Annotated in this window: 24 protein-coding genes and 1 tRNA gene; 4 read left to right on the top strand and 21 right to left on the bottom strand. The window is 75.2% G+C overall.

The window, feature by feature from the left end; genetic code table 11:
* Positions 1–59 precede the first annotated feature (59 nt).
* Positions 60–710, top strand: a complete 651-nt coding sequence (locus ACGF5C_RS24555) for a hypothetical protein (RefSeq protein WP_393305181.1) — start codon at positions 60–62, stop codon at positions 708–710.
* A gap of 7 nt (positions 711–717) precedes the next feature.
* On the opposite strand, the gene ACGF5C_RS24560 is transcribed toward ACGF5C_RS24555, so the two are convergent.
* The 13 genes from ACGF5C_RS24560 to ACGF5C_RS24620 form a co-directional block, all read right to left on the bottom strand.
* Positions 718–903 carry a hypothetical protein gene (locus ACGF5C_RS24560; protein ID WP_350684010.1) on the bottom strand — a complete coding sequence of 62 codons (186 nt, stop codon included), beginning with the start codon at positions 901–903 and terminating at the stop codon, positions 718–720.
* 74 nt (positions 904–977) lie between these two features.
* Complete coding sequence (locus ACGF5C_RS24565; protein WP_393305183.1) at positions 978–2,255, bottom strand: hemolysin family protein; 1,278 nt, start codon at positions 2,253–2,255, stop codon at positions 978–980.
* Position 2,256: 1 nt separating this feature from the next.
* Positions 2,257–2,454 (bottom strand): hypothetical protein, encoded by a 198-nt coding sequence (locus tag ACGF5C_RS24570; RefSeq protein WP_350687479.1) that lies wholly within the window; start codon positions 2,452–2,454, stop codon positions 2,257–2,259.
* 40 nt (positions 2,455–2,494) lie between these two features.
* Positions 2,495–4,258, bottom strand: coding sequence for a selenocysteine-specific translation elongation factor (gene selB / locus ACGF5C_RS24575; protein WP_393305185.1), 1,764 nt, complete (start codon positions 4,256–4,258; stop codon positions 2,495–2,497).
* Between the two features lie 2 nt (positions 4,259–4,260).
* Positions 4,261–5,565 (bottom strand): L-seryl-tRNA(Sec) selenium transferase, encoded by a 1,305-nt coding sequence (gene selA, locus ACGF5C_RS24580; RefSeq protein WP_393305187.1) that lies wholly within the window; start codon positions 5,563–5,565, stop codon positions 4,261–4,263.
* A gap of 20 nt (positions 5,566–5,585) precedes the next feature.
* Positions 5,586–5,681: transfer RNA gene (locus ACGF5C_RS24585), tRNA-Sec, on the bottom strand.
* 45 nt (positions 5,682–5,726) lie between these two features.
* Complete coding sequence (nrfD, locus tag ACGF5C_RS24590) at positions 5,727–6,827, bottom strand: NrfD/PsrC family molybdoenzyme membrane anchor subunit (protein ID WP_393305189.1); 1,101 nt, start codon at positions 6,825–6,827, stop codon at positions 5,727–5,729.
* Positions 6,824–7,771 (bottom strand): 4Fe-4S dicluster domain-containing protein, encoded by a 948-nt coding sequence (locus ACGF5C_RS24595; protein WP_393305191.1) that lies wholly within the window; start codon positions 7,769–7,771, stop codon positions 6,824–6,826. Before ACGF5C_RS24595 ends, nrfD begins: the two co-directional genes overlap by 4 nt.
* Positions 7,761–11,057: a formate dehydrogenase gene (gene fdh / locus ACGF5C_RS24600; RefSeq protein ID WP_393305193.1), complete on the bottom strand. Its 3,297-nt coding sequence runs from the start codon at positions 11,055–11,057 to the stop codon at positions 7,761–7,763. The genes ACGF5C_RS24595 and fdh overlap by 11 nt, the downstream gene beginning before the upstream one ends.
* A 264-nt stretch (positions 11,058–11,321) precedes the next feature.
* Complete coding sequence (locus ACGF5C_RS24605; protein WP_393305195.1) at positions 11,322–11,918, bottom strand: hypothetical protein; 597 nt, start codon at positions 11,916–11,918, stop codon at positions 11,322–11,324.
* 808 nt (positions 11,919–12,726) lie between these two features.
* Positions 12,727–13,434 carry a hypothetical protein gene (locus ACGF5C_RS24610; protein ID WP_393305197.1) on the bottom strand — a complete coding sequence of 236 codons (708 nt, stop codon included), beginning with the start codon at positions 13,432–13,434 and terminating at the stop codon, positions 12,727–12,729.
* Positions 13,435–13,762: 328 nt separating this feature from the next.
* Positions 13,763–14,884 carry a DUF3626 domain-containing protein gene (locus ACGF5C_RS24615; RefSeq protein WP_393305199.1) on the bottom strand — a complete coding sequence of 374 codons (1,122 nt, stop codon included), beginning with the start codon at positions 14,882–14,884 and terminating at the stop codon, positions 13,763–13,765.
* A gap of 66 nt (positions 14,885–14,950) precedes the next feature.
* Positions 14,951–15,427 (bottom strand): VOC family protein, encoded by a 477-nt coding sequence (locus tag ACGF5C_RS24620; protein ID WP_393305201.1) that lies wholly within the window; start codon positions 15,425–15,427, stop codon positions 14,951–14,953.
* A gap of 155 nt (positions 15,428–15,582) precedes the next feature.
* Here ACGF5C_RS24620 and ACGF5C_RS24625 point away from each other — a divergent pair, with 155 nt between their 5' ends.
* Positions 15,583–16,263 carry an anti-sigma factor RsbA family regulatory protein gene (locus ACGF5C_RS24625; RefSeq protein WP_393305202.1) on the top strand — a complete coding sequence of 227 codons (681 nt, stop codon included), beginning with the start codon at positions 15,583–15,585 and terminating at the stop codon, positions 16,261–16,263.
* Entirely contained in the window at positions 16,185–16,520 is a 336-nt protein-coding gene (locus ACGF5C_RS24630) for an ATP-binding protein (protein ID WP_393305204.1), read from the top strand. Before ACGF5C_RS24625 ends, ACGF5C_RS24630 begins: the two co-directional genes overlap by 79 nt.
* Before the next feature lie 112 nt (positions 16,521–16,632).
* Here the strand turns inward: ACGF5C_RS24630 and ACGF5C_RS24635 are convergent, their stop codons facing one another.
* Positions 16,633–17,262 (bottom strand): MBL fold metallo-hydrolase, encoded by a 630-nt coding sequence (locus ACGF5C_RS24635; protein WP_393305206.1) that lies wholly within the window; start codon positions 17,260–17,262, stop codon positions 16,633–16,635.
* A complete protein-coding gene (locus ACGF5C_RS24640) occupies positions 17,262–18,347 on the bottom strand; it encodes an S-(hydroxymethyl)mycothiol dehydrogenase (protein ID WP_393305208.1) in 1,086 nt (361 codons plus the stop codon). Before ACGF5C_RS24640 ends, ACGF5C_RS24635 begins: the two co-directional genes overlap by 1 nt.
* Positions 18,348–18,538: 191 nt before the next feature.
* Between ACGF5C_RS24640 and ACGF5C_RS24645 the strand changes: the two genes are divergently transcribed.
* A complete protein-coding gene (locus ACGF5C_RS24645; RefSeq protein WP_393305210.1) occupies positions 18,539–18,958 on the top strand; it encodes a hypothetical protein in 420 nt (139 codons plus the stop codon).
* Between the two features lie 141 nt (positions 18,959–19,099).
* On the opposite strand, the gene ACGF5C_RS24650 is transcribed toward ACGF5C_RS24645, so the two are convergent.
* The 6 genes from ACGF5C_RS24650 to ACGF5C_RS24675 form a co-directional block, all read right to left on the bottom strand.
* The gene (locus tag ACGF5C_RS24650) at positions 19,100–20,404 is read right to left on the bottom strand and encodes a nitrate/nitrite transporter (RefSeq protein WP_393305212.1); all 1,305 of its coding nucleotides are present in this window, start codon (positions 20,402–20,404) and stop codon (positions 19,100–19,102) included.
* Positions 20,401–21,063 carry a GntR family transcriptional regulator gene (locus ACGF5C_RS24655; RefSeq protein ID WP_393305213.1) on the bottom strand — a complete coding sequence of 221 codons (663 nt, stop codon included), beginning with the start codon at positions 21,061–21,063 and terminating at the stop codon, positions 20,401–20,403. The genes ACGF5C_RS24650 and ACGF5C_RS24655 overlap by 4 nt, the downstream gene beginning before the upstream one ends.
* Before the next feature lie 158 nt (positions 21,064–21,221).
* Positions 21,222–22,328, bottom strand: a complete 1,107-nt coding sequence (locus ACGF5C_RS24660; protein WP_393305215.1) for a CapA family protein — start codon at positions 22,326–22,328, stop codon at positions 21,222–21,224.
* 153 nt (positions 22,329–22,481) lie between these two features.
* Positions 22,482–23,444, bottom strand: a complete 963-nt coding sequence (locus ACGF5C_RS24665; RefSeq protein WP_393305217.1) for an alpha/beta fold hydrolase — start codon at positions 23,442–23,444, stop codon at positions 22,482–22,484.
* Complete coding sequence (locus ACGF5C_RS24670; protein ID WP_393305219.1) at positions 23,441–24,367, bottom strand: SDR family NAD(P)-dependent oxidoreductase; 927 nt, start codon at positions 24,365–24,367, stop codon at positions 23,441–23,443. The genes ACGF5C_RS24665 and ACGF5C_RS24670 overlap by 4 nt, the downstream gene beginning before the upstream one ends.
* Entirely contained in the window at positions 24,360–25,844 is a 1,485-nt protein-coding gene (locus tag ACGF5C_RS24675) for a flavin-containing monooxygenase (RefSeq protein ID WP_393305221.1), read from the bottom strand. Before ACGF5C_RS24675 ends, ACGF5C_RS24670 begins: the two co-directional genes overlap by 8 nt.
* Between the last annotated feature and the right edge of the window lie 261 nt (positions 25,845–26,105).

Genomic DNA, 26,105 nt, shown 5'->3' on the forward strand with positions numbered 1-26,105 from the left:
TGCCGGCCCGGGCGGACGGTCGCAGGGCTGACCCGGCACCCAGCGGGTACACCCCGAGGATGGGCGACGACCGGAGGATGGCGCGGGTCCTGCTGGACCGGCGGGGCACCACGTACGCCGAGGAGGCGGGCATCCGGCTCGCCGACCGGCCCGCCCCGCTCTACCAGTTGCTGGTGCTCGCCACGCTGCTGAGCACCCGGATCCGGGCCTGCGTCGCGGTGTCGGCCGCCCGGGAGCTGTTCGCCGCCGGCTACCGGACCCCGCAGGCGATGGAGGCGGCGAGCTGGCAGGACCGCGTCGACGCGCTGGGCCGGGGCCACTACCGCCGCTACGACGAGCGGACCTCGACGATGCTCGGCACCGGCGCCCGGCTGTGCCTGGACCGCTGGCGGGGCGACCTGCGCAGGCTGCACCGCGAGGCCGACGGCGAGCCCCCCGCGCTGCGCCGGCTGCTGACCGAGTTCCCCGGCATCGGCCCGACCGGCGCCGACATCTTCCTGCGCGAGGCACAGGTGGTCTGGCCGGACCTGCGCCCGTACGCCGACCGCCGCGCCCTGTCCGGCGCGGAGCGGCTCGGCCTGCCCCGCTCGCCGGACAAGCTGGCCGGGCTGGTCGAGCCGGCCGACTTCGGCAGGCTCGCCTCGGCGCTGGTGCGGGTGTCGCTCGGCGAGGAGTCCGCCGGCGAGGTCGCCCGCGCCGCCGGGCGGTGAGGCAGGCTCACTTCGCCGGCTTGTCGCCCGGCTTCGTCAGGTTCCACACCAGCAGCGCCGCCAGCAGCGCGAGCACCACGAGCCCGCCCGACACGCCGCGACCGTCCTCCTCGCTGCGGCCGGTGGTGCCGAAGTAGATCACCGCGAGCCCGGCCAGCACGGTGACGAACGTCCGCATCCCTCGGTCCTTCACGTATCGGACGGTACGCCCGCCCCAGGCCCGGCGTGGCCGGTTCGTCCGGGTTCACCCGACCGCGCGACCCCGGGTCAGGCCCCGGTGGCGAAGCCCCGCAGCCGGACCCGGCGGATCGTCCGGCCGGACACCTCCACCACCTCGAGGGTCAGCCCCGGCAGATGCACCGTCTCCCCGGGCCCGGTCGGCAGGTGCCCCAGCCCGGCCAGCACCAGCCCGGCCACCGTCGTGTACTCCCGCGACGGCCGGAAGTGCAGCCGCACCCCGACATCGGCCAGGTCGTGCAACGGGAAGTCGCCGGGCAGCAGCAGCGAGCCGTCCGGTTCCCGGGCCACCCCGGTCACATCCCGGTCGGTCTCGTCGTACAGCTCCCCCACCACCTCCGCCAGCAGGTCCTCCAGGGTCACCAGGCCGTCGACCCCGCCGTGCTCGTCGACGACCAGGGCGAGCTGCTGGTGGCACAGCCGCAGCCGGCGCAGCGCGTCGGACACCGGCAGGGTGCCGGGCAGCAGCAGCGGCGGGCGCGCCCGGTCGCCGACCGCCGCCGCACCCGCCGCGACGAGGTCCCGGATGTGCACCACGCCGCGCACCTCGTCCAGCCCCCCGGGCCCGACGACGGGGGCACGGGAGCGGCCGGCGGCGGCGAGCCGGCGCAGCCCCTCGTCGGCGGGCAGGGTCGCGGGGAGCACGGTCACGTCCAGCCGGGGGACGAGGATCTCCCGCAGCGTCCGGCCGGCGATGTCGAACGCGCCGGTGAGGATCTCCCGCTGCTGCGCGGACAGGCCCCGCTGGCTGACCACGATCTCCCGCAGTTCCTCCTCGGTCATCTCCGTACGGCTGGCCCGCGGGTCCCCGCCAGCGAGCCGCACCACCACGTCGGTGGCCCTGCTCAGCAGCCAGACCGCCGGTCGGGACACCCGGGCCAGCAGGTCCAGCGGGCCGGCGCTGAGCAGCCCCCACCGCTCCGCGCGCTGCATCGCCAGCCGCTTCGGGGCCAGCTCGCCGACGACCAGGGTGACGAAGGTGAGCAGCACGGTGACCAGGACGACCGCGGCGCCCCGCGCGGCTTCGCCGAGGAAGCCCAGCGGCCCGACCAGCGGCTCGGCCAGCGAGACCGCGGCGGCGGCGGAGGCGAGGAACCCGGCGAGGGTGATGCCGAGCTGGATGGTGGCCAGGTAGCGGTTGGGGTCGCGGACCAGCCGCGCCAGCCGCTCCCCCGAACGGCTACGCCGACCCAACTGCCGCACCTGCCCCTCGCGCAGCGTCACGAGCGCCATCTCGCTGCCCGACAGGGCCGCGTTGACGAGCACCAGCACGGCCACCAGCGCGAGCTGCCCGAGCGGTGCCCCCATGTCAGTCGACCTCCAGGTCGTCGAGTGAGATCTTGTGCGTCATCAACCACCGGGCCAGCGCCGACATCCCGAACAGCCACAGCGGCGCCGACTCGGTGGTGCCGTTCGTCGCGAAGATCGCGAAGCGCAGGTCCGGGGCCCGGTACGCTTCGATCCGCCATTTGTGCTGCTTGTCCCGCCAGACCGCAGAAGGGTCCATGGCGCCACGCTAGGCGACCGCCCGCCCCGCCGGGGCGGCTTCAGGACGGCGCCGCGACCACGACCCGGGCGTCGTCGGGCAGCCGCCGGGTGGCGCCCCGGCGGTCCAGCAACTCCAGCAGCGGCACGGCGACGCGGCGGGTGGTGTCCAACGCCTGCCGGGCGGCGCTGAGCGTGAACGGCTGCGGCAGCCCGGCCAGCACCCGCACGGCCTCGTCGACCGCGCCGGGCAGCAGCACCACGTTCTCGGCGACCCTCAGCAGCGCACCGGCCCGCACCGCCGCGCCGATCTCCCGGGGCCCCAGACCCAGGTCCGCCAGACGCTCGGCCTCCGGGGCCCGGAACGGGCGGTCGGCGTACTCGGCGCGGACCCGGGCGACGGCGCGGGCCACCGGCTCCGGCAGCGCGTCGGCGGCGGCCGCGGTGATCCGGCCGGCGTGCAGCCGCAGCGGCGGCCGGACCAGCGCCTCGACCAGCGCCCGGTCGGGCAGGTCGAGGCGCCGCCGCAGCAGCTCCACCGGCGCGCCCGGTTCGAGGGGGTGCTCCCGGGCGTGCCGGGCCACCTCCTCACCCAGCCGGGCGCCGAGCCGCCGCCAGTGCTCCGGGTCGGCCAGCCAGTCCCCCACGACAGGCCGCCCGGTCACCTCGACGCCGGTGCGGACCAGGTCGGCGGCGCGGGCCAGGCCCCGGCGGCGCAGCTCGCCGGCCAGGTCAGGCCGGCCGTCCACGGTCGCCAGCACGGCCGCGCGGGCAGCCGACGCGCCCCGGCGGGCCAGCGGCGGCGGCGCGACGTCCAGCACGGTCACGCCGCCGGCCACGTGGTGCCGGCCCGGGTCGCGCAGCAGCGCCCGGTCGCCGACCAGCAGCGGCAGCGGCCGGGCCAGCCGCAGCCGGACGGTGTCCGCGCCCAACGGCCGCACCCGGGCGGGCACCGCCGCCGCGCCGACGTGCAGGGTCAGGGTGGCGGGCAGCTCCGCCGCGGGGTCGCCGGCCAGCCGGACGTCCAGCAGGTCGGTGCGGTGGAACCGGCCCGGGGTGAGCAGGGCGTCGCCGCGGCCGACCCGGCCCCGGGACGTGCCGCGCAGGTTCACCGCCACCCGGGCGACCGCGGAGACCTCCGACCGGGCCTCGCCGAGCCGGTGCAGGCCGCGCACCCGCACCGGCTCGCCGGTGGCGGCGAGTTCCAGCTCGTCGCCCACCCGTAGCCGGCCGGCGCCGAGGGTGCCGGTGACCACCGTGCCGGCGCCGCGCACGGTGAACGCGCGGTCCACCCACAACCGCACCGGGGCGTCCGCCGCCGGGGCGGGCAGCCGGCCGGCGAGCCGGTCCAGGGCCGCGCGCAGCTCCGACAGGCCGGCGCCGGTCACCGCGCTGACCGCCACCGCGTCGACCGCGCCGAGGGAGGTGGCCGCCAGCTCGGCCCGGGCCCGGGCCGCCGCCGGCCCCGGGTCCGCCAGGTCCGCGCGGGTCACCACCAGCAGGCCGTACGACACCCCGAGCGCGTGCAGCGCGGCCAGGTGCTCGGCCGACTGCGGCATCCAGCCCTCGTCGGCGGCGACCACGACCAGCGCGGCGGGCACCGGGCCGACGCCGGCGAGCATGTTCGGCACGAAGCGCTCGTGCCCCGGCACGTCGACGAACGCGACCGTCCCGCCGGACGGCAGCGTGCTCCAGGCGAAGCCGAGGTCGATGGTCATGCCCCGGCGGCGCTCCTCCGCCCACCGGTCGGGTTCCATCCCTGTCAGCGCCCGGACCAGGGTCGACTTGCCGTGGTCGACGTGCCCGGCGGTGGCCACCACGAACACGCTCAGCCGTCCCCCCGCACCCGCAGCACGGCGGCACGGACGACGGCGTCGGCGTCGGCGGGCACGCAGCGCAGGTCCAGCAGCAGCCGCCCGCGCACGACCCGGCCGAGCACGGGCGGGTCGCCCACGCGCAGCGGCTCCGCGTACCGCTCGGGCAGGCTCAGCGCCCACGAGTCCAGCTCCACGCCCGGGGCGCCGCCGCCGCCGACGACCGCGCCGGCCGGCACCACCTCCGCCTTGCACCCGTCGGCCGCGAGGATGTCACGCAGCCGCTCGGTACGCTCCCGCAGCGCGCCGGGGTCGGCGTGCAACGCGGCCCGCGTGGGCGTGACCGGGTCGGCGAGGGTGGCCGCGAGCGCGGCCAGGGTCAGCTTGTCCACCCGCAGCGCCCGGGCGAGGGGGTGCCGGCGCAGCCGTTCGACCAGGTCGGCGGCGCCGAGCAGCAGCCCCGCCTGCGGCCCGCCGAGCAGCTTGTCGCCGCTGGCGGTGACCAGGGCCGCCCCGGCCCGCAGGGTGCCGGCCGCGTCGGGCTCGTCGGGCAGCAGCGGGTCGGGGGCGAGCAGCCCCGAGCCGATGTCGGCGACCACCGGCACGCCGAGGGAGGCCAGCCGCCGCACGGGCACCGCCGAGGTGAAGCCGGTGACCTGGAAGTTCGACGGGTGCACCTTCAGCACGAAGCCGGTACGCGGGCCGAGCGCGGCGGCGTAGTCGTCGAGCGTGGTGCGGTTGGTCGTGCCCACCTCGCGCAGCCGCGCGCCGGTGCTCTCCAACAGCTCGGGCAGGCGGAACCCGTCGCCGATCTCCACCAGCTCGCCCCGGCTGACCACGATCTCGGCGTCGGCGGCGAGCACGGTGGCGGCGAGCACCAGCGCGGCGGCGCCGTTGTTGACCACGTGCACCGCGCCGGCGGCAGGCACCGCGGCGGCGAGGGCGTCGAGGGCGTCGCGGCCGCGCCGGGCCCGCCGGCCGGTGCGCAGGTCCAGTTCGACGTCGGTGTGTCCGGCGGCGGCGGTGACCGCCGCGACGGCGCCGGGCGACAGCGCGGCCCGGCCCAGGTTGGTGTGCAGCACCACCCCGGTGGCGTTGAGCACGGCCCGGGGCGCGGGCGCCGGCAGGGCGGCCAGCGCGGCGTCGCGTACGGCCTCGGGGGTGATCTCGCCGCGACGGGCCCGCTCCTGCGCCCGCCGGACGGCGGCCTTGACGCGGTCCCGCCCGAGAGTCTGCGCCGCGGCGGTCAGCCGGGGGTCGGCGAGCAGCGCGTCGGTGCGCGGCACCCGCCGGCGCGGATCGGCTGCGACGTCCCCCATGCCCCCTCTTCCGGCAGGTTTGGCGGAGACGGACGGGAATCGAACCCGCCTGACCCGGGTCCCGGGCCACACCGGTTTTGAAGACCGGGAGGGGCACCAGCCGCCTGAACGCCTCCACGCAGCAGTGAACCACAGCCCGGGTGGGCGTGAACGGTGGGGCGTCAGCCCCCGGCGGCGCGCCGCCGGTCGAGGCGTTCCCGCTGCGGCACCACCGTGTACTTCGGATCCTTCGCCGAGGCGACGCCGCCGTAGAAGATGCCGAACCGGGTGGCCACCGACGCGGCCAGCAGGGCCGTCCCGGACAGGGCGGAGACCGCCCGGCTGCGCCGGCCGAGCAGCGCGCCGGCCACCCCGGCCGCGGTCAGGGCCCGGCCGGCGCGCAGCAGCCGGCCGGGCCGCCCGGTGCGGTAGGGCTCGCTGAGCAGCCCGAGCCGGGTCTCCACCCGGTGCGCGCCGAACAGCTCCAGGGCGGCGCCCGCCACCGCCATCCGGCGGGCGGGGCCGGCCTGCGCGGTCGGCGCGGCGATCAGCCCCACGCCGGCGCCGCTGGCCAGCGCGCTGCCCGCGAAGACGGTCGGCAGCTCCGGGTACGCCTCGTGCCAGGACGGCACGGCCGTGTCGGCCAGCAGCACGCCGGTGTACGTGGCCAGCGCCGGCGCGGTCGCCGCGGCGGCCAGCCCGGCGGCGTGCCCCACCGGCGGCAGCAGCCGACGGGCGAGCCCAAGCGGCCCCCGCTCCGGCAGCCACGCCGCACCCTCGGCGACCGCCGCGATCCCGGCGGCCGGGCCGAAGGCGCTGAGGATCCAGGTGCCCACGGACATCGGCGAGGTCGGCTTGGCCACCCGCAGCATGTGGTGGAACCGGGCCGGCCGCCCCAGGTCCCTGACCAGGAAGACGGCGCTGGCGGTGACCGCCACCAGCGCGGTGACCCGGCCGGCGCGGCGCAGCGCGGGCCGCCCGGTGACCTGCCCGCCCGCCGCCAGCAGCGACGAGCCGGCCGCCAGCCCGCCGGTGAACAGGTACGCCGCGATGTCCCACTTCCAGACGGGCGCCTTGAGGATTGGCCGGCCGTAGTAGGAGGTGAATTCGGCCTCCGGGACCGTCAGCTCCTCGCCGCCGCGCCGGCCGCCGCCCCGCCGCCGGGTCCGTCCGGGCGCACGGGTCGACGCCGGCGCGAGCCCGGCCGCCGCGCCGGACCCGCCGGCGTCGAGGCCATCGCGGAAGCGACGGAAACGGTCGCCCACCGGGCGGTCCGGACTCACGAGGAACCTCCGACGAACGCGGCGACGGCCGCCGCCGCCATGGCCAGGGCCGCCAGGCCGGCCCGCTTCCACATCCTCGGCAGGTCCCGCGTGGTGACCACCGGGTCCGGGGGCAGGCCGTACACCTCGGGCTCGTCGAGCAGCAGGAAGAACGCGCCGTCGCCGCCGACCCCGTCGTCGGGGTCGTGCCCGTAGAGCCGCGCCTCGGTGACGCCGCGCTCGTGCAGGGTCGCCACCCGGGCGGCGGCCCGCTCCCGCAGCTCGTCGAGGGGACCGTACTGGATGGACTCCGTCGGGCACGCCTGGGCGCAGGCGGGGGTCTTCCCGGCGCCGATCCGGTCGTAGCACAGCGTGCACTTCCACGCCCGGCCGTCGCCCTTGCGCTGGTCGATGACGCCGTAGGGGCAGGCGGAGATGCAGTAGCCGCAGCCGTTGCAGATGTCCTCCTGCACCACCACCGTGCCGAACTCGGTGCGGAACAGCGCCCCGGTGGGGCAGACGTCCAGGCACGCCGCGTGGGTGCAGTGCTTGCAGACGTCGGACATCATCAGCCAGCGGAAGTCGCTACGCCCCTCCGCGCCGCCGGCCCGCCCCGGCGGCTGCGCTCCGGGCATGCCCAGAAACTCCGGCCCGGCGCCCCGACCGGCCGTCGCGGCACCCGCGGACGGCGGACCGCGGTGCCCGGCCGGGCGGGGCTGCTCGACGAACGCCACGTGCCGCCACGAGTTCGCGGTCAGCGCGCCGGTGTTGTCGTACGACATGCCGAGCAGGTCCAGCCCCGAACCGGGGACGTCGTTCCACTCCTTGCAGGCCACCTCGCACGCCTTGCAGCCGATGCAGACGCTGGTGTCGGTGAAGAAGCCCATCCGGGGCGGGGCGTCGACCCAGCCCGCGTCCGGGGCGGGATCGAGCGGCCCGGACAGGCTGTTCGGGTCAGGAAGCATCACGGTCCTCCCCGGCGCCGTCGGTGGGGGCCGGCGCCGGAAACGCCCCCGGGGTGAGGGTCGAGGGCGGATGGCCGGGGACGACACCCGCCCGCCGCCGGTAGTCCGCCACCAACTCCCGCAGGGCCGCCCCGGTGGGCCGCCGCCCCGGGCGCACGTCGCAGGTGCCGACCTTGCTCTCCTGGATGAGCACGTTCGGGTCCAGGGTGATCCCGAACAGGTCGTTGGCCGAGTCGCCCGTCACCAGGCCCTCGAACCCGAAGTGGTACGGCAGCCACACCTGGTGGATCACCCGGCCGTCCACCCGCAGCGGGGCCAGCCGGTCGGTGACCAGCACCTTCGCCTCGATCACCGCCCGCCCACTGACCAGGTGCGCCCAACCCAGGTGCGCCAGGCCCCGCTCGGCCGCCACCTCCGGCGACACCTCCACGAACATCTCCGGTTGCAGCTCCGCCAGGGGCCGCACCGTGCGGCTCATCCCGCCCGCCGTGTGGTGCTCGGTGAGCCGGCTGACCGTGAACACGTACGGGAAGACCGCGCTGTGTTCCTGCGGCGGGCTCGGGTTCACCGAGTTCACCGGGTGCGCGTACACCTTGCGGGTGGGGTTGGCCTGCTGCCGGTACAGCGGGTTGCGTACCGGCGACTCGGCCGGCTCGTAGTGCGTCGGCAGCGGCCCGTCGAGCACCCCGCTGGGCGCGTACAGCCAGCCCTTCCCGTCGCCCTGCATGACGAACGGGTCGTCGCCGGCGATCCCCTCCGGGCCGGCCGCGCCCTCCGGCGGCCGGTACGTCGGCGGCTTCGTCTTCTCGAAGTCCGGCACGTCGTAGCCGGTCCACTCCCCGGCGTCGGGGTCCCACCAGACGTAACGCTTGCGCTCGCTCCACGGCCGGCCCTGCGGGTCGGCGGAGGCGCGGTTGTAGAGGGTGCGCCGGTTGGCCGGCCACGCCCAGCCCCACTCGGCGGCCACCCAGTCCTGCTCGTGCCGGGGCTTGCGCCGGGCCGCCTGGTTGACGCCGTCGGCGTACACGCCGGAGTAGATCCAGCAGCCGACGGCGGTCGAGCCGTCAGCGCGGGCCTCGGTGAACGCGGACAGCGGGCGGCCCGTCGCCACGTCGTACCCGTTGATCTCGCGCAGCACCGCCTCGGCGCTCGGCTCGGCGTGCGGACCGTGCGTGGGGTAGTCCCAGGCCAGGTCGAGCAGCGCCCGGTCACGCGGCAGGTCGGAGCCGGCCAGCTTCTCCCGCAGCCGGCGCCCCAGGTGGTAGAAGAACCACAGCTCGGAGCGGGCGTCGCCCGGCGGGTCGACGGCCTTCTCCCGCCACTGCAACAGCCGCTGGGTCTGGGTGAAGGTGCCCTCCTTCTCCACGTGCGACGCGGCCGGCAGGAAGAACACCTCCGTCCTGCACTCGGTCGGCACGATCTCGCCCGCGGCCACCTCCGGGCCGTTGCGCCAGAACGTGGCGCTCTCGATCATGAACAGGTCGCGGACCACCAGCCAGTCCAGGTTCGCCATGCCCAGCCGTTGGGCGCGGCCGTGCGCCGAGCCGACCGCCGGGTTCTGCCCGAGCAGGAAGTAGCCCTTCACCTTCCCGTCGATCATGCTCAGCACCTGCTGGTACGTCCCGTGATCGCCCGTCATCCGGGGCAGGTACCCGTAGCAGAAGTCGTTCTCCGGCGTCGCCGCGTCCCCCCAGTACGCCTTGAGCAGGCTGGCCGCGTACGCGCCGGCGTCGCCCCAGGAACCCTTCTGGCCGGGGCGGCGGAAACTGTCCACCCACCGCTGGAAGGTGGTGTGATCGGCGTGCGGCATCGGCAGGTAGCCGGGGAGCAGGTTGTACAGCGTCGGGATGTCGGTGGAGCCCTGGATGCTGGCGTGCCCGCGCAGGGCGAGGATCCCCCCGCCGGGGCGGCCCATGTTGCCCAGCAGCAGCTGGATGATCGCGCCGGTGCGGATGTACTGCACGCCGACGCTGTGCTGCGTCCACCCGACCGAGTAGATCAGCACGCCGGTCCGCTCGCGGCCGGAGTTCTCCGCCCACGCCCGGGCCAGCTCCAGGAACCTCTCCTGCGGGATGCCGCAGACCCGCTCCACCATCTCCGGCGTGTAGCGGGCGAAGTGCCGCCTGAGGATCTGGTAGACGCAGCGCGGATGCTGCAACGTCTCGTCCCGCTCCACCCGGCCGCTCACCTGCGCGCCGTGCGACTCGTGGAGCAGCCCGGCCGCGGTGTCCCGCTCCTTCGCGGTGTGCCCGCTGCCGGAGTCGGTCTCGTGGCCCGCGTACTGCCAGGAGTCCTGCACGTAGCTGCCGGTCTCCGGGTCGAAGCCGGAGAAGAACCCGTCGCCGTCCTCGGCGTCGACGAACTGGTCGCTGATGATCGTCGCGGCGTTCGTGTAGGCCAGCACGTACTCCCGGAAGTCCAGCTCGTTCTCCAGGATGTACCGCACCACCCCGCCGAGCAGCGCGATGTCGGAGCCCGCGCGGATCGGCAGGTAGGTGTCGGCCAGCGCGCTGGTGCGGGTGAACCGGGGGTCGACGTGGAACACCCTGGCGCCGCGCCGCTTGGCCTCCATCACCCACTGGAAGCCCACCGGATGGGCCTCGGCCATGTTCGAGCCCTGGATGACGATGACGTCAGCGTTGGCGACGTCCTGCTGGAAGTCCGTCGCGCCACCGCGACCGAAGCTGGCCCCCAGACCGGGGACGGTGGCGGAGTGTCAAATGCGCGCCTGGTTCTCGATCTGGAGCGCCCCCATCGCCGTGAACAGCTTCTTGATGAGGTAGTTCTCCTCGTTGTCCAGCGTCGCCCCGCCCAGGCTGGAGATCCCCAGCGTACGGTTGAGCGGCCGACCCTTCGGGTCGACGTCCTCCCACGTCTCGGCGCGGGCGGCGAGGATCCGGTCGGCGATCATGTCGACCGCGACGTCGAGATCCAGGTCCTCCCACTCCGTGCCGTAGGGGCGCCGGTAGCGGACCTTCGTCTGCCGCAGCGGGCTGGTGACGAGGCTCTTGCTGGCCGAGCCCTTCGGGCAGAGGCGGCCCCGGGAGATCGGGCTGTCCGGATCCCCCTCGATCTGGGTGACCCGGCCGTCCGAGACGTAGACACGTTGGCCGCAGCCGACCGCGCAGTAGGGGCAGACCGAACGGGCCATCCGGTCGGCGGTCTCGGTGCGCGCGGTCAGCCCGGCCGAGCGCGCCGACTGCGCGGCGGCGCCCCGGCCCAGCGGGTCGGTGCCGGTGAGCTGCCGGTAGACCGGCCAGCCCTCGATGAAGGTCCGCAGACCCATCCCGCACCCCCTCTCCCGGCCCGAACACCGTCGACCCCTCGCACACTAGGGCAGCCCGCACCCGGCCGCGACCCGGGACTCCGATCACCACCCGACGGTCACCGTCCGCGCCCGCGACGTCGCCATCGGCGTACGCAGACAGCGCCGCCCCCGAGCCGGATCGACTCGGGGGGCGACGCTGTCGGCTGGTGGAGATGTGCCGCTGGCCGGCGCCCGTGTCGGGTGCCGGCCAGCGATCCCCCTTGTGGTGAATGTCTGTGTGTGTCAGCTGTTCCAGTGTTCGGCGACCAGGTCGGCGGCCTGCTGTTCCCACTGGGCGTAGTGGTCCGGGTACGCCGACACCTGCACCGTCTGCGCGGCCTCGGTCAGCGGCATGTCCTGCCACCGGTCGACCTGCTTCAGGCCCTTCAGGAACGCCGTCGTCGAGTACTGCGGGTCGGTGATCTGCTCCACCGTGCCCCAACCGCTCGACGGGCGCTGCTGGAACAGACCCTGCGAGTCGTGGTCGTTGCGGTCACCCAGATGACCCAGGTTCTCCAGCTTCGACTCCTGCAACGCCGTCGCGATCGACACCACCGCGGCCCGCTCGTCCATCCCGGCCTTCTTCGTCGCCGCGATGATCGCCTTCACGTTACCGACCTGCTCATCGGTCAGGTCGATCCGCGACTGGACGCCCTGCACACCATGCGGAACCAGCTTCGCCCTGTCCACACCCGGCTTCTCAGCCTGCACCGCCACAGCGGTGATCGGCGTCGCCTCGACCGGGGTGGTGTCGGTGTGGTTCAGCGGACCGGCGGCCAGACCACCGGCAACAGCCAGACCAGCGATACCAAGAACGCTCTTACGCATGATCGTGTTCATCAGACGCTCCATTCGGGGGTTGGCACCACACGCTGAGGGGGTCAGCGGGGCGCAAGCACCGTCCGGCGCTCAACAAAACTCGGGGATCCGGCGTCACGCACCGGGAAGAATCAGACCGGCCATGAAGACCGGGAGCGGCCCGTGTCGCGGGGCGAGGGGGTCGCCCCCTTCACCGGCCGGGACCATATGTAACGACCAGCGACCCACCAACATTCCGGGGCCGGGGCCTGCAATGCCAGCCCGCCCGGGGGCGGGGGTGGCCTTGCTCGGCCGTACGCAGGGTGTAACGACCCCGCCCCGCCCACGATTCCGCCCCCACGATGCCCCCGGTCACACCCCGAACCGGACCCACGGGACACCGCCCACCCGAGCCCTGCCGAGCTGCCCTCACAGACAGGACACAACATGCCGCCGCAGGCGACCGAGCCTGGTGTGACGCGTGGTCCCACAGAGAGGGCAGCTCGACAGCACCCACCGGACCCTGCCGAAAGCGAGTCGACCGGTCGCCCGCCTCGCAGCCGACCCCACGCCGACGCCTCACCGACACCTCACGGCAGCCGTAACCGCATAACCGACATCCAGGCACGGACGGCGCGCGACCACCGACGGGGTGTGGCCCGCCCTGCCCCGCGCAGGGATCAAGCCGGACCGCCCGGAGCCGGGCACGGCGGGCCACACCCCCACCACGAACGCACCGCAACACACCCCACCCGCCGGGCAGGACCCAGGACCCTCCGCAGAAGCAACCAACCGGCCGGCCCCTGAAATCGGGACCGGCCGGTCGGGTCATGCGGTTGTCACGCGGTCGTCACCAGAGCTGGGCGACGATGTCCGCCGCCTGCGCCTCCCACTGCGCGTACGCGAACGGGTAGGCCGAGACCTGCACCGTCTGTGCGGCGGAGGTCAGCGGCAGGTCCTGCCAGCCGCCGACGTTCTTGAGCGCCTCGAAGAACGCCCGCGAGGCGTACTCGGGGTCGGTGATCTGGTCGGGCGAACCCCAACCCGACGACGGGCGCTGCTGGAACAGGCCCTGCGAGTCGTGGTCGTTGTACGCGCCCAGGTGGCCGAGGTTGTAGAGCTTCGACTCCTGCAGCGACGTCGCGATGCCGATGACGGCGCCCCGCTCACCCACGCCGGTCTCCTTGGCCTCCTCGATGATGGCCTTGGCGTTGGCGAGCTGCGCGTCGTCGAGCGGGATGCGCGACTGGGCACCCTGCACGCCGTGCGGGATCAGCTCGTCCCGGCCGGGCTTGTCGGCGACCGGCTTGCTCGTCTCGCCGCCGGTGGTCAGGGCCGACTCCTCGCTGGGGGCCGACCTGCCCTGGCCGGTGGCCTGCTCGATCGCGGCCACAGCGCCCTCGTGCGGCGTGCTGATGACAGGTGCGGCCACGGCCGTCGGCCCGAAGGCCAGGCCGCCGAGGGCGGCGACACCCACGACGCTCAGCGCGACCTTGCGGTTCGAGTCCTTCGAGTCCTTCGCGATGGCCGGGAGCCACCGAGTGAAGTCGTACTTCACGATGGTTGCCCTTTCGGTCAGGCGAAGCGCTCCGTGCTGAGCGCTCCTCGGGGGAAACTTCCGCGCCGGAGGAGGTTTCGGTTCCGGCGGTACGGGGGACACAACCAGCCTGGCCTGTCGGGCATTCCGGATATAAGCCGGTGGTGGCCTGCTGCGGTCCCCGTCACTCGGCACGCGGAACGGGCGAGGACATTCCCCTGAAGTCGGCGCCGGGAAGGATGAACCGGACGACCGACCCACGCTGGCCGATTCCGGGCCGGGACGGCCGGGACTCGGCCACCGTGAGGTCGGACCGATGAGGGCTCGCACGGTGCCGGACCGGACCGGCTCAGGCGGCGTGGGGCGCGCCGAACCGGACGAGGACGTGCCAGAGCTGCTTGAGGTGCTGGAGGGTGACCTCGGCCGGCCCCCGGTCGGCCCAGCGGGACGGTTCGGTGACCACGGAGACCGCCGCGCGCCCGATCAGAGCGGCGTCGACCGGCTCGCCCGGCCGGGCGAACTCGGCATGCACCCGGGCGGCCAGCGGGGGGATGGCCGGCCCCCGGAAGTCGGGGTCGATCCGGTCGACGGGAAGCGCGAAGCCGGCGTGCCAGTGCAGGGCGACGCCGTGCCGACGGGCCAGCGCGTCGAGGGTCTCGCCGGCCTCGGTGCCCCGGAAGGACGGGTCCACGACCACCGCCTCCACGTCCCGGGCCAGGCTCAACTCCCCGTGGATCTGGGCCTCGATGTAGTCGTCGAGGGCGCGACCCGCGGCGCCGGGGGCCCACGCGGCGTCCTCGCGGCGGCGCAGCAGCGCCCGGACCAGGGCCACCACGTCCCCCGGCACGCCCAGGCTGACTCCGGTGCCGTCGGTCGCCGCGAGCAGGGCCGCCAGCACCGGCTCGAAGACGTCGACGGTGCCCAGGTCGCGGGGGCCCAGGTGACTGTCGCCGAAGCAGAACGTCGCCCGGGCGAGCACCTCGGGGCGCAGCCGCAGGTGGCAGGAGCCAAACCGGGGGCTGGCACCGTCCGGGTGGTCGAGCAGGTTCAGGCCGCCGTACTTCGGCCGGTCCGCAAGGGGCACGCCGGGCATCTGGTAGGCACCGCCGAAAAGCGTCTCCTCCCAACGGTCCCGGTCGCCCCCGGGGAAGGCGGTCAGCCCGCCGTTGGAGATGCCGGTCTCGAACTGGCTGCGGTAGACGCCCTCGGCGGCGAGGGCCGACGCGACCGTACGCCCGTCGGCGCGCAGCCGGTCCGGGTGGAAGTTGAGGGTGAGGCGGCCGTGCCGGCCGACCGCGGCGATCAGGCGCTCCGGGCGGTGGGTCACGCCCGAGTTTGCGAGCGCGCGGGCGATGGCGGCCAGGGCGGCGGGGCGGTCGCGCAGCGCCACCGCGCGGACGTGCCCGATCGCCGCGCGCTGGGCGGGGGTGAGTGCCGCGTCGACGGCGGCCGGACCGGCGGTGGGGTGCACGGCTGCGAATACTTCCCGCGCGGGGGCCAGGACGCACCCGGTTTTCGGTGCCGGCCGGAGCCGCGGCTATTCCTCGCGCGCCCGGTCGGTGCCGAAGCCGTCGAGGGTCGCCCGCTCGTCCGCGCCGAGCAGTTCCTGGAAGAGCGTGATCTGCAGGCCGGCCGGGGCGTCGAGGCGCGCGTTGAGCGACTGCCACGGGGTCACGGTCGGCGGAGCGATCTCGGTGGCGCCGGCGAAGACCAGGCGGCGGGTGGCGGAACGGCTGTCGTCCACCTCGAACGCCACCCTGATCTTCGGGGCGACCTGCCGCCCGACCTCGACCTCGTCGATCATCCGCTTCTGCGCCGGGTTCGCGATCTCCAGCGTCGCCCGGCCGGCGTCGAGGATGACCACCCGCGCGTCGCCCTCCCCCGCGAAGGCGGCCTGCTCGGGCAGGCCCAGCGCGTCACGGAAGAACACGACTGCCGCCTCGTAGTCCTCGGCCTCCACGACCAGACGAAGCTGGCGTACGGCGGGTGGGCGGCCGGCGTCGTCCGTCGTCATGCCGGCAGAGCCTAGTCGGTCACGGCGCGCCGGGCGCCTACGGTTCACCCGCTGGGCCGGCATCGGAACCGGGGATTACAGTGGGAGCGCCGACCGGAAGGCAGGGAATTGGCTGTTGGTGTGGTGGTCGACCCGTCCCGCCCGGAACGGGCGGCGTGACCGGGCCGGGCGGCACAGCGGGCACCTTCGTGCACGAGGGCCTCTTCTACCGCGACCCGGGCGAACTGTTGGCGGGCACCGTGCCGTTCATCACCAGCGGGTTGGCCGCCGCAGAGCCGGTGCTGGTCGCGATGCCCGGCGCCAACCTGTGGCTGCTCCGCGCCGCGGTCGGCGCGATGGACGGCGTGCGCTGGGCGGACATGACCGAGGCCGGCCGGAACCCGGGGCGGATCATCCCGTGGGTTTTGCAGGCGTTCATCGACGAGCACGCCGGCCGGCGGGTCCGAATCATCGGCGAGCCGATCTGGGCCGGGCGCAGCGACACCGAGTATCCGGCCTGCGCCCAGCACGAGGCGCTGATCAACATGGCGTTCGCCGGCCGCGACGCCACCATCCTCTGCCCGTACGACGTGGCGGGCCTCGACGACGACGTGCTGACCGACGCGTGCGCCACGCACCCGGTGCTCGTCGACGACGCGGGCGGCGGTCGAGCGGGGCGTACGCCCCGTCGGAGGTGGTCGCCCGCTACAACACCCCGCTGCCGGCACCGACGGAACCGGTCGCGGCACTGGCCTACCAGGTCGACAGCCTGCCCGCCGTGCGCGCGTTCGTCGCCGGCCACGGCCAGGCCGCCGGGCTGGACGAGGACCGGGTGGCCGACCTGCAGATCGCGGTGACCGAGCTGGCCACGAACAGCATCGCGCACGCCGGGGGCGCGGGCGTGCTGCGGGTCTGGCGGACCGCCGAGCACCTGGTCTGCGAGATCCACGACGACGGCTGGCTGACCGACCCGCTGGCCGGCCGGTTGGCTCCCGCGAAGGACGGCGTCGGCGGGCGGGGCCTGGTGATCGTGCAGGCGCTCTGCGACCTGGTCCGGGTGCACAGCACCGCCGTCGGCACGACGGTCCGCCTGCACATCCGCCGCCCGCTCTGACCGACGCCGACGCTACTCCCCCGCGCGCCGGGTGGGCGGCGTCGCCCGGACCGGGCCGGCGGGTCCGGTCCGGGCGGCGGGCCGACCGTGGCCGGCCCGCCGGCCCGCGCGGTCAGTGCCCTCGGGCCAGCCACTCGTCCAGGTGCGGGGCCTCCGCGCCGACGGTGGTGCTGTCGCCGTGCCCGGTGTGCACCACCGTCTCCGGCGGCAGAGTGAGCAGCCGGTCCCGGATCGAGGCGACGATCGTGCCGAAGTCGCTGTACGAGCGCCCCGTGGCGCCGGGCCCGCCGGCGAAGAGCGTGTCGCCGGTGAACACCACGCCGAGCGCCGGGGCGTGGAAGCTGCACGCGCCGGGGCTGTGGCCGGGAGTGTGCAGGACGGTCAGCGCGACCCCGCCCACCTCGACGGTCTGCCCGTCGCGCAGCTCCCCGCCCGGTGCCTCGTCCGGGTGCACCATGTCCCACAGCACCCGGTCGGCGGGGTGCAGCAGCACCGGCGCGCCGGTGGCCCGGGCCAGCGCCGGGGCCACCCGGACGTGGTCGTCGTGGGCGTGGGTGGCGAGGACGGCGCGTACCCGCCGGTCGCCGACGGCGGCCAGGATCGCGTCGACGTCGTGCGGGGCGTCGACGACGACGCACTCGGTGTCGTCGCCGACGACCCAGACGTTGTTGTCCACGTCGAAGGTCTGGCCGTCGAGGGAGAAGGTGCCGGAGGTGACGGCGTGGTCGACGCGGGCCGCCATCAGAGGACCACCACCGAGCGGAGCACGTCGCCGCGGTGCATCCGGGCGAACGCCTCCTCGACCCCGTCCAGCGCGATCTCCTCGGTGACGAACGCGTCCAGGTCGAGGCGGCCCTGCAGGTAGAGCTCGGTGAGCATCGGGAAGTCCCGGCTGGGCAGGCAGTCGCCGTACCAGCTCGACTTCAGCGAGCCGCCGCGGCCGAACACGTCCAGCAGCGGCACGTCGACGGTCATCTCCGGCGTCGGCACGCCCACCAGCACGACGGTGCCGGCCAGGTCGCGGGCGTAGAAGGCCTGCTTCCAGGTCTCCGGGCGACCCACCGCGTCGATCACCACGTCGGCGCCGAAGCCGCCGGTCGCGGCGCGGATCGCCTCGACCGCGTCGTCCTCGCGGGCGTTCACGGTGTGCGTGGCGCCGAACTTGCGGGCCCAGTCGAGCTTGCGGGGGTCGGTGTCCACCGCGATGATCGTCGTCGCGCCGGCCAGCGCCGCGCCGGCGACCGCCGCGTCCCCGACGCCGCCGCAGCCGATCACGGCCACCGAGTCGCCCCGGGTGACCCCGCCGGTGTTCATGGCGGCGCCGAGACCGGCCATCACGCCGCAGCCGAGCAGCCCGACGGCGGCGGGCCGGGCGGCCGGGTCCACCTTCGTGCACTGGCCGGCGTGGACCAGCGTCTTCTCGGCGAAGGCGCCGATGCCGAGCGCCGGGGCGAGTTCGGTGCCGTCGGTGAGGGTCATCTTCTGGGACGCGTTGTGGGTGGCGAAGCAGTACCAGGGCCGGCCCCGGCGGCAGGCGCGGCACACCCCGCAGACGGCGCGCCAGTTGAGCACCACGAAGTCGCCGGGCGCGACGGTGTCGACGCCGGCCCCGACCTCCTCGACGATGCCGGCGGCCTCGTGCCCGAGCAGGAACGGGTAGTCGTCGTTGATGCCGCCCTCGCGGTAGTGCAGGTCGGTGTGGCAGACCCCGCAGGACAGGATCCGCACGACCGCCTCGCCGGGCCCCGGGTCCGGCACCACGATCGTCGTCACCTCGACCGGCGCGCCCTTGCTGCGGGAAATGACTCCCCTGACCTGTTGGCTCACGATTTCCTCCTGCTCCACGCCGGCGCGCCGCGCCGCCGTCATCCAGGGTGCGCCGCGGCGGCACCGTGGGGTGACGTCCCCTCGGCGACGCTACCGCTGATCATCGGTGGTCCCAATGCCAGGTCGGGTGGTTATCACCTCATGGGCGGGGTAGGCGGGGGCACGGTTCGACGGTGGGACGGGAGTGCGCCATGAAGGTCAGTCATCTGCCGCTGCGGGTCAGCACCGGCGCGTTCATCCTCAACTCCGGCCTGGGCAAGCGGAGCCTGGAAGGGGAGGCGGCGCAGGGCATGCACGGGATGGCCGTCGGGGCGATCCCGCAGCTCGGGCAGCTCGACCCGAACCGGTTCGCCCGGCTGCTCTCCCGGGCCGAGGTCGCCCTGGGCGCGGCGCTGCTCGCGCCGTTCGTCCCGTCGGCGCTCGCGGGGCTGGGGCTGGCCGCGTTCGGCGCGGGTCTGGTTCAGCTCTACCTCAAGACGCCGGGGATGCGCGAGCCCGGCAGCCTGAAGCCCACCCAGCAGGGCATCGGCCTGGCCAAGGACGTCTGGCTGCTCGGGGCCGGCCTGACCCTGGTGGTGGACGACCTGACCCACCGTCGCCGTTTCCGCTGACGCCACCCGGGGCGTCTCGCCGACACCGCAGGCGGCGTCGGCGCGCCACGGGGCGGTGCGCCTGCCCGTCGCCCGTGGGGCCAGCACCACCGCAGCCCGCCGGCCCAGCGACCGGGGGCGGCGGGCCCGACCGTGCCCGCCTCAGGGCGCGGCCGGGGTACGCGTCCGCACGGCGGCCTCCCGACGGGCGGCGTTGCGGTAGCGCAGGACCTGCACCGCGCCGAGCGCCCAGAGGGCGTACTGCACGGCGAAGGCCCAGCGGAAGGCGGCCAGGTCCGGGGCGGCCAGACCGGCTGGCGTGGCCAGGTCGAGCACCACGCCGACGGCCAGCACCAGCACGATGGAGGCGAGGAAGCCCCCGACGTTGACCACGCCGCTGGCGCTGCCGATCCGGTTGACCGGGTTGGCGGTACGCGCGTAGTCGAAGCCGATCATGGAGCCGGGGCCGTTGACCGCCAGGACCAGCACCAGCGTGACCAGCAGCCAGCCCGGCGCGCGTCCCGGCCAGGCCAGCACGACGGCCCAGACCGCGGCGGTGGCGCCGGTGATCACGAAGACCAGCACCGACCGGTGGAACGGGTGCCGGGCGCACAGGTGCGCGATCACCGGCCCGGTCAGGAACATGGCGACGGTCATCAGGGTGAGCAGCGACGCGGCGGCCGTCGGGCTGAGCCCCTGCCCCTGCACCAGGAACGGGTATCCCCAGAGCAGGGCGAACACGGAGCCGGAGAACTGGGTGACGAAGTGCGTCCAGAGGCCCAGCCGGGTGCCGGGCTCGGCCCAGGCGGCCCGCAGCTTCCGGCGCACGGCGGCGAGGTCGGGCGCCGGGCCGGGGGCGGTCTCCCCGTGCGGGGTGTCCCGGACGGCAACCACGATCATCAGGAGCACCGTCGCCCCCACCGCCGCGACGGCGAGGAAGGCGGGAGTCCAGCCGGCCCGGTGCAGCAGCGCCACCAGCGGTACGGCGCCGAGGATCGCCCCGAGCTGCCCGAGCGTCCCGGTGAGCTGGGTCATCATCGGGTTGCGTCGCCCCGGGAACCAGAACGCCACGATCCGCAGCACGCTGATGAAGGTCATCGCGTCGCCGAGCCCGACCAGGACGCGGGCGGCCACGGCGAGGCGCACGTCGGTGGCGAGGGCGAAGCAGACCTGCCCGGCGACCATCAGCGCGCCGCCGGCGATGAGCAGCCGCCGGGAGCCGAACCGGTCGAGCAGCACGCCGACCGGCACCTGCATCAGCGCGTACACGGCGAGCTGGGCGACCGAGAAGGTGGCCAGCACCGAGGAGTTGATCTCGAAGCGGTGCGCCGCGTCGACCCCGGTGACGCCCAGCGAGCTGCGGTGGAACACCGCGGCCACGTACGCGCTCACCGCCACGCCCCAGACCAGCGCGGCGGCACGGCGCGGCGCGACCGGCGCGGGCGCCGGGGTGGTCAGGACGGTCACGGCAGCGTCCGCAGCACGTCCGCGGCCTTGTCGATGTGCGCGGCGACGGCGGCGAGCCAGGGCCCGGGATCGTCGGAGTCGAGCGCGGCGAGCTGGGCGGCGTGCTCGGTCAGCGCGGTCTCGGCCCAGCCGGGCGAGAGCCGGAAGCTGGCCTCCCCCATCCGCAGCTGCCGGTCGCGCAGCCGCTGGTACAGCTCGGCGAGGATCTCGTTGCCGGCCGCGTCGACCACGATGGCATGGAAGGCGCGGTCGGCCTCCATCAGCGCGGTCACGTCGCCGGCGGCGTGCGCGGCGCGCATCTCGGCCAGCCGGGCGGCGAGCCCCTCCCGCAGCGTCGCCCGGCGGGGCCAGATCCGCTCGGCGGCGTGCAGCTCGACCAGTCGCCGCGCCTCGATCACGTCGGTGATCTCCCGGGCCGAGACCGGACGGATCAGCGCGCCCCGCTTGGGGTAGAGCTTGACCAGCCCCTCGGCCTCCAGGCGCAGCAGCGCCTCCCGGACCGGCGTGCGGGACACGCCGGCGGCCTCGGCGATCTCCCCCTCGCTGACCAGCGAACCGCCCGGGTGGATCTGCTCCAGGATCGCCCGCTTGAGGTGGCGGTAGGCGCGTTCGGCGGCCGACGGCGCGGCGACCCGGCGGGACGGGGAGGGATGCGTCATGTATCTATGATGTGCCCCTGGCGTCGACGCGACTGATCGCCCCGTCCTCCGGGTGGCACACGCCACGATCGGCGCGGGCCACGGCCAGGACGGCGACCGTCGACGCGGGGAGACGGCCAGGCCGGGCGGTAGGCGCGCGTCCCCGTCCGGGCGGGTCGTCAGCGCGGATGGAGGGCCAGCAGCCCGTCGGGGTCCACGTCGAACCCGGAGGCGAACGGCGGGCCGAAGCCGCCCAGCAGGTCCGCGAGCCAGCGGGCGTCCCCGGGCGCGGCCCGCTCCAGCCGCATCCGGCGCATCCGCACCGGGGCCGCCCGCAGCCGCCGCAGCGCCCCGGTCGCCGCGTCGAGGGTGGGCAGCCAGAGCAGCCGCAGCTCCGGCCGGTACGCCTCCTGCCCGCCGATCCCCTCGTAGTCGTCGACCAGGTCGCCGCAGCCGTAGAGGACCAGCCGGTCGCGGTACACCTCGACCGGGCGCGGGTGGTGCGACGAGTGGCCGTGCACCACGTCCACCCCCGCGTCGACCAGCCGGTGGGCGAAGTCGACCTGCTCGGGCGGCACGTCGTACCCCCAGTTGGAGCCCCAGTGCACGGAGACCAGCACCCGGTCCCCCGGCCCCGCCACGGCGGCGATCCGGCCGGCCAGCGCGTCGGCCGACACGGCGGAGACCTCCGGCAGGTACGCCACCCCGGGCGCGTCGGCGGTGGCCGCCCAGGGCGGGGGCACGCCGCTCGACGGGGCGGCCACCGACCAGACCAGCAGGCGGCGGCCCGCCGCGAGCGGCATCCGGGCGGGCGCCCAGGCCGACGCCTCGTCCCGGCCGGCGCCGGCGGTGGCGATGCCGGCGCCCGCCAGCGCGTCGAGGGTGTCGGTGAGGCCGACCTCGCCGAAGTCGAGGGTGTGGTTGTTGGCCAGCGCGCAGACGTCGAGCCGGGCCGCGGCGAGGCAGGGCAGGTTCGCCGGGTGCATCCGGTAGTGGATCGCCTTGGCCGGGGCGTGCGCGCCCCGGCCCGTCACCGCCGTCTCCAGGTTGACCACCCGCACGTCCGGCCGCAGCGCGTCGAGCAGGTCGAGCGCCTCGCCCCACGGCCAGGCCGGCGGCGCCGGGCGCGGGACCGGGCCGGCGGCCGCCTCGGCCAGGGCCACGTAGTCGCGGGCGTCCCGGACGGCGGGTTCGCGCAGCTCGGGCGGACCCGGTGCGGGCAGGATCGCGTCCACGCCCCGGCCGGTCATCACGTCGCCGCCGAGGAAGAGGGTCACGTCGGACATCCCACCCGCTTTCCCCGCCGGGCCCTCCGCTCACCCCGCCGGCCCGGCGCGCTCGACGGCCCCACCTCCGGGGACGCGGCCGAGCGCGGGGACGCCCGGTCGGGGTCGGCCTCGGCCCGGGGGCGAACCGACCCGGACGGGACGGGCTGGATGTCAGCCTGCCTCCGCGACCACCGGTCGATCCACGGCGAACGGGGCGACGCCCCCGGGCGGCGCGCCGGCGGACGGAGCAGCGTCGGCGCCGGCGGGCGCCGGGGCGGCGTCCGTTCCCGCCATGGACCAGAAGTCGACGAGCAGGCGGTGGAACTCCTCGGCGCACTCGATCTGCGGCATGTGCCCGCAGTCCCGGAACAGTTGGGTGCGGGCCCTGGGCAGCCGCGCCCGGGCGGCGTCGAGGTGCGTCGCCGGGAGGATCAGGTCCCGGTCGCCCCAGACGACGAAGGTGGGGATGTCCAGCCGCTCCACCTCCGACAGCAACTCCTCCCGCCACTGCGCGCTCACGCCCCGGAACGTGCCGAGGTGGTGGGCCGTCTCCAGCAGCACCCGGGCCGCGTACGGCAGCCGGGCGACCTCCAGGGCGTACGCGACGCGTTCGGCGGTGGCGAAGGCCGGGTCGTGGAACAGGGCCAGCTCGGCGCGGCGGACGGCCCACCGGTTGGGCCGCAGTAGCAGCCGGCCCAGCGGGCGCAGCGCGAGCAGGCGCAGCGCGATGGTCACCTCCCGGCCGAAGCCGGCGCTGTTGACCAGCGTCAGGCTGGCCACCCGGGCCGGCTCGGACGCCGCGAGGCGCATGGCGATCGCGCCGCCGAGGGAGTTGCCGACCACGTGCGCGGGCCGGTCGACGCCGACGGCGTCGAGGTAGCGGCCGACGAACCCGGCCAGCGCCGGCAGGGTGCAGGGCTGGACCATCGGCAGCGAGCCGCCGTAGCCGGGCAGGTCGACGCTGTGCACCCGGAACCGGTCGGCGAGCAGCTCGTGCAGCTCGGTGAAGTCGCGCAGGGTGCGGCCGATGCCGTGCAGCAGCACCACCGGGGGCCCGTCGCCGTCGACGCGGTGGCACACCCGCCGGCCGTCGACGGTGACGTGCCGGGGCCGGCGCGCGGCCGGGGCGGTCACGCGGGCTCCCCGGCCGGGTCGGCCACGGGGGCCGCCTCGGGTCGCCGCTGCGCCGGGGCAGACGGCGTGGCCGTGGCGCGGCGCGCGGGGCCGCCCGCCACCCGCTCGAGCCCGAACGCCAGGACCCGGTGGTACGACGCCGGCGCCACCCGGGCCAGCAGGTCGGGCAGCTTCGCCGACCAGCCGATCAGCACCCGGCCCCGGCGGCGTTCCACCCCGCGCAGGATCACCTCGGCGGCCTTGGCGGCGTCGATGGTGAGCAGCCGCTCGAACTGCCGGCGGCCCGTCTCGAACTCCTCGGCGGAGACGCCGCTGCCCACCCGGGCGTTCTGCGCGATCCGGGTACGGATGCCGCCCGGGTGCACGCAGGTCACCCCGATCCCGTCGTCGGCCAGCTCGTGACGCAGCGCCTCCGTGAAGCCGCGGACGGCGAACTTGCTGGCCGAGTAGGCGGCCTGCCCGGCCGGGGCGATGACCCCGAAGATGCTGGAGACGTTGACCAGGTGCGCGCCGGGCTCCGCCCGCAGCGTGGACAGCAGGGCGTGGGTCAGCTGCACCACGGCCCGGAAGTTGACGTCGACGACCGAGCTGAACTCGTCGAGGGTCACCTGGTCGAACCGGCCGCCCAGCGCCACCCCGGCGTTGTTGACCAGCAGCCGGATCGCCGGATGCCGCTGCCGGACCTCCTCGGCCACCCCCGCCGTCGCGGCGGCGTCCGCCAGGTCGACCACGTAGGTGGTGAGCTGCCGGTCGGGGTGCGCGGCGCGGACGGCCGCGACCACGGCGTCGAGCCGCCCGGCGTCGCGGTCGAGCAGCACCAGGTCGCTGCCCCGGCGGGCCAGCCCGAGGGCGAGGGCCTCGCCGATCCCGCTGGCGGCGCCCGTGACCACTGCCGTGCCGCCCGTGAAGACGAACCTACGCACGGACGGTCCTCCTTTCCGGTGTGCCGGCGGGGGAGAACCGCACGCCGGAGTCGGTGAGTCGGCCGTGCCGCATCAGCAGCACGTCCCGGGGGTAGTTCTGGTGAAGCCGCCACGGCGCCCGGTCGCCCTGCTTCGGCAGGGCGTCGACGCTGCGCAGCACGTACCCCGCCGTCAGGTCGATTATGGGCCGCAACTCGCCGTCGGGGGGCGGCAGCGGCGTGACGACCTGGTGGCCGGTGCGGTCCAGGTGCCGCAGCAGCCGGCAGACGTAGGTGGCCACCAGGTCGGCCTTGAGCGTCCACGAGGCGTTGGTGTAGCCGATGGTCATCGCGAAGTTCGGCACCCCGGAGAGCATCATGCCCTTGTAGGCGACGGTGCCGGCCAGGTCGACCTCGGCGCCGTCCACGGCCAGGGTCATGCCACCGAGGGCGAGCAGGTTGAGCCCGGTGGCAGTGACCACGACGTCGGCCGCCAACTCCTCGCCCGAGGAGAGCCGGACGCCCCGCTCGGTGAAGGTGTCGACGGTGTCGGTGACCACCGACGCCCGGCCCCTCTTCACCGCGGTGAACAGGTCGCCGTCGGGCACCACGCACAGCCGCTGGTCCCACGGGTCGTAGCGGGGCGAGAAGTGCCGGTCGACGTCGTAGCCGGCCGGCAGCCGGCCCCGGGCGGCCCGCAGCAGCAGCTTTTTCACCAGGGCGGGGGCACGCCGGCTGAGCTGGAAGTTGGCGGTGGCGAGCAGGACGTTCTTCCAGCGCACCACCGGATACGCGGCCTTCGTTGGCAGCCAGCGCCGCAGCGCGTCGGCGACGACGTCGCGCGAGGGCAGCGCCATGACGTACGTGGGTGAGCGCTGGAGCATGGTCACGTGGGCGGCGCGCTCGGCCATCGCGGGCACCAGGGTCACCGCCGTGGCGCCGCTGCCGATCACCACCACCCGCTTGCCGGCGTGGTCGAGGTCCTCGGGCCAGTGCTGCGGGTGCACGATCCGTCCCGCGTACCGCTCGATGCCGGGGAACTGCGGGGCGTAGCCGGCGTCGTAGCGGTAGTAGCCCGAGCAGGTGAACAGGAACGAGCAGGTCAGCTCGACCGTCTCGGCGGTGTCGTCGCGGTGGGCGTGCACCGTCCAGCGGGCCCGCCCGCTGTCCCACTCGGCGCGCACGACGCGGTGCCGGAAGCGGATGTGGTCGGTGACGCCGTAATCCTGCGCGGTCCGGCGGACGTAGTCGCGGATGGCGTCGCCGTCGGCGATGGCCTTCGGGTCCGTCCACGGCCGGAACGAGTAGCCGAGGGTGAACATGTCGGAGTCGGAGCGGACGCCGGGATAGCGGAACAGGTCCCAGGTGCCACCGATCGCGTCGCGGGCCTCCAGCACCGCGTACGTCTTCTCCGGACAGTGGCGGCGCAGGTGGCAGGCGGCGCCGACGCCGGACAGGCCGGCACCGACGACGAGCACGTCGACGTGGTCGGTGGCCATCTCGTCTCCCGTCCGCGGATGTGACACCGGACACTAGCCACGGCCGTCGACGCCAGTCAACACCCTGTCGAGTCCCGTCGACACCGTGTCGATCCGGTGTAGAGTCAGCGGCCTTGACATCCTCCCCGCCCTAAAGGACAGGAATTCCCTGGGTCGCCCCAGGGGTTTCCTGTTTCATCGCCGACCGCCCCGTTCGGGAGGGTTCCCGTTGAGGTCTTACACCGGCTCCACAGGCAGACACCGCCAGCCCGGCGGTCAGGA

Origin of the sequence: Micromonospora sp. NPDC047620 (assembly GCF_043205005.1) — a bacterium.
Classification (GTDB): Bacteria; Actinomycetota; Actinomycetes; order Mycobacteriales; family Micromonosporaceae; genus Micromonospora.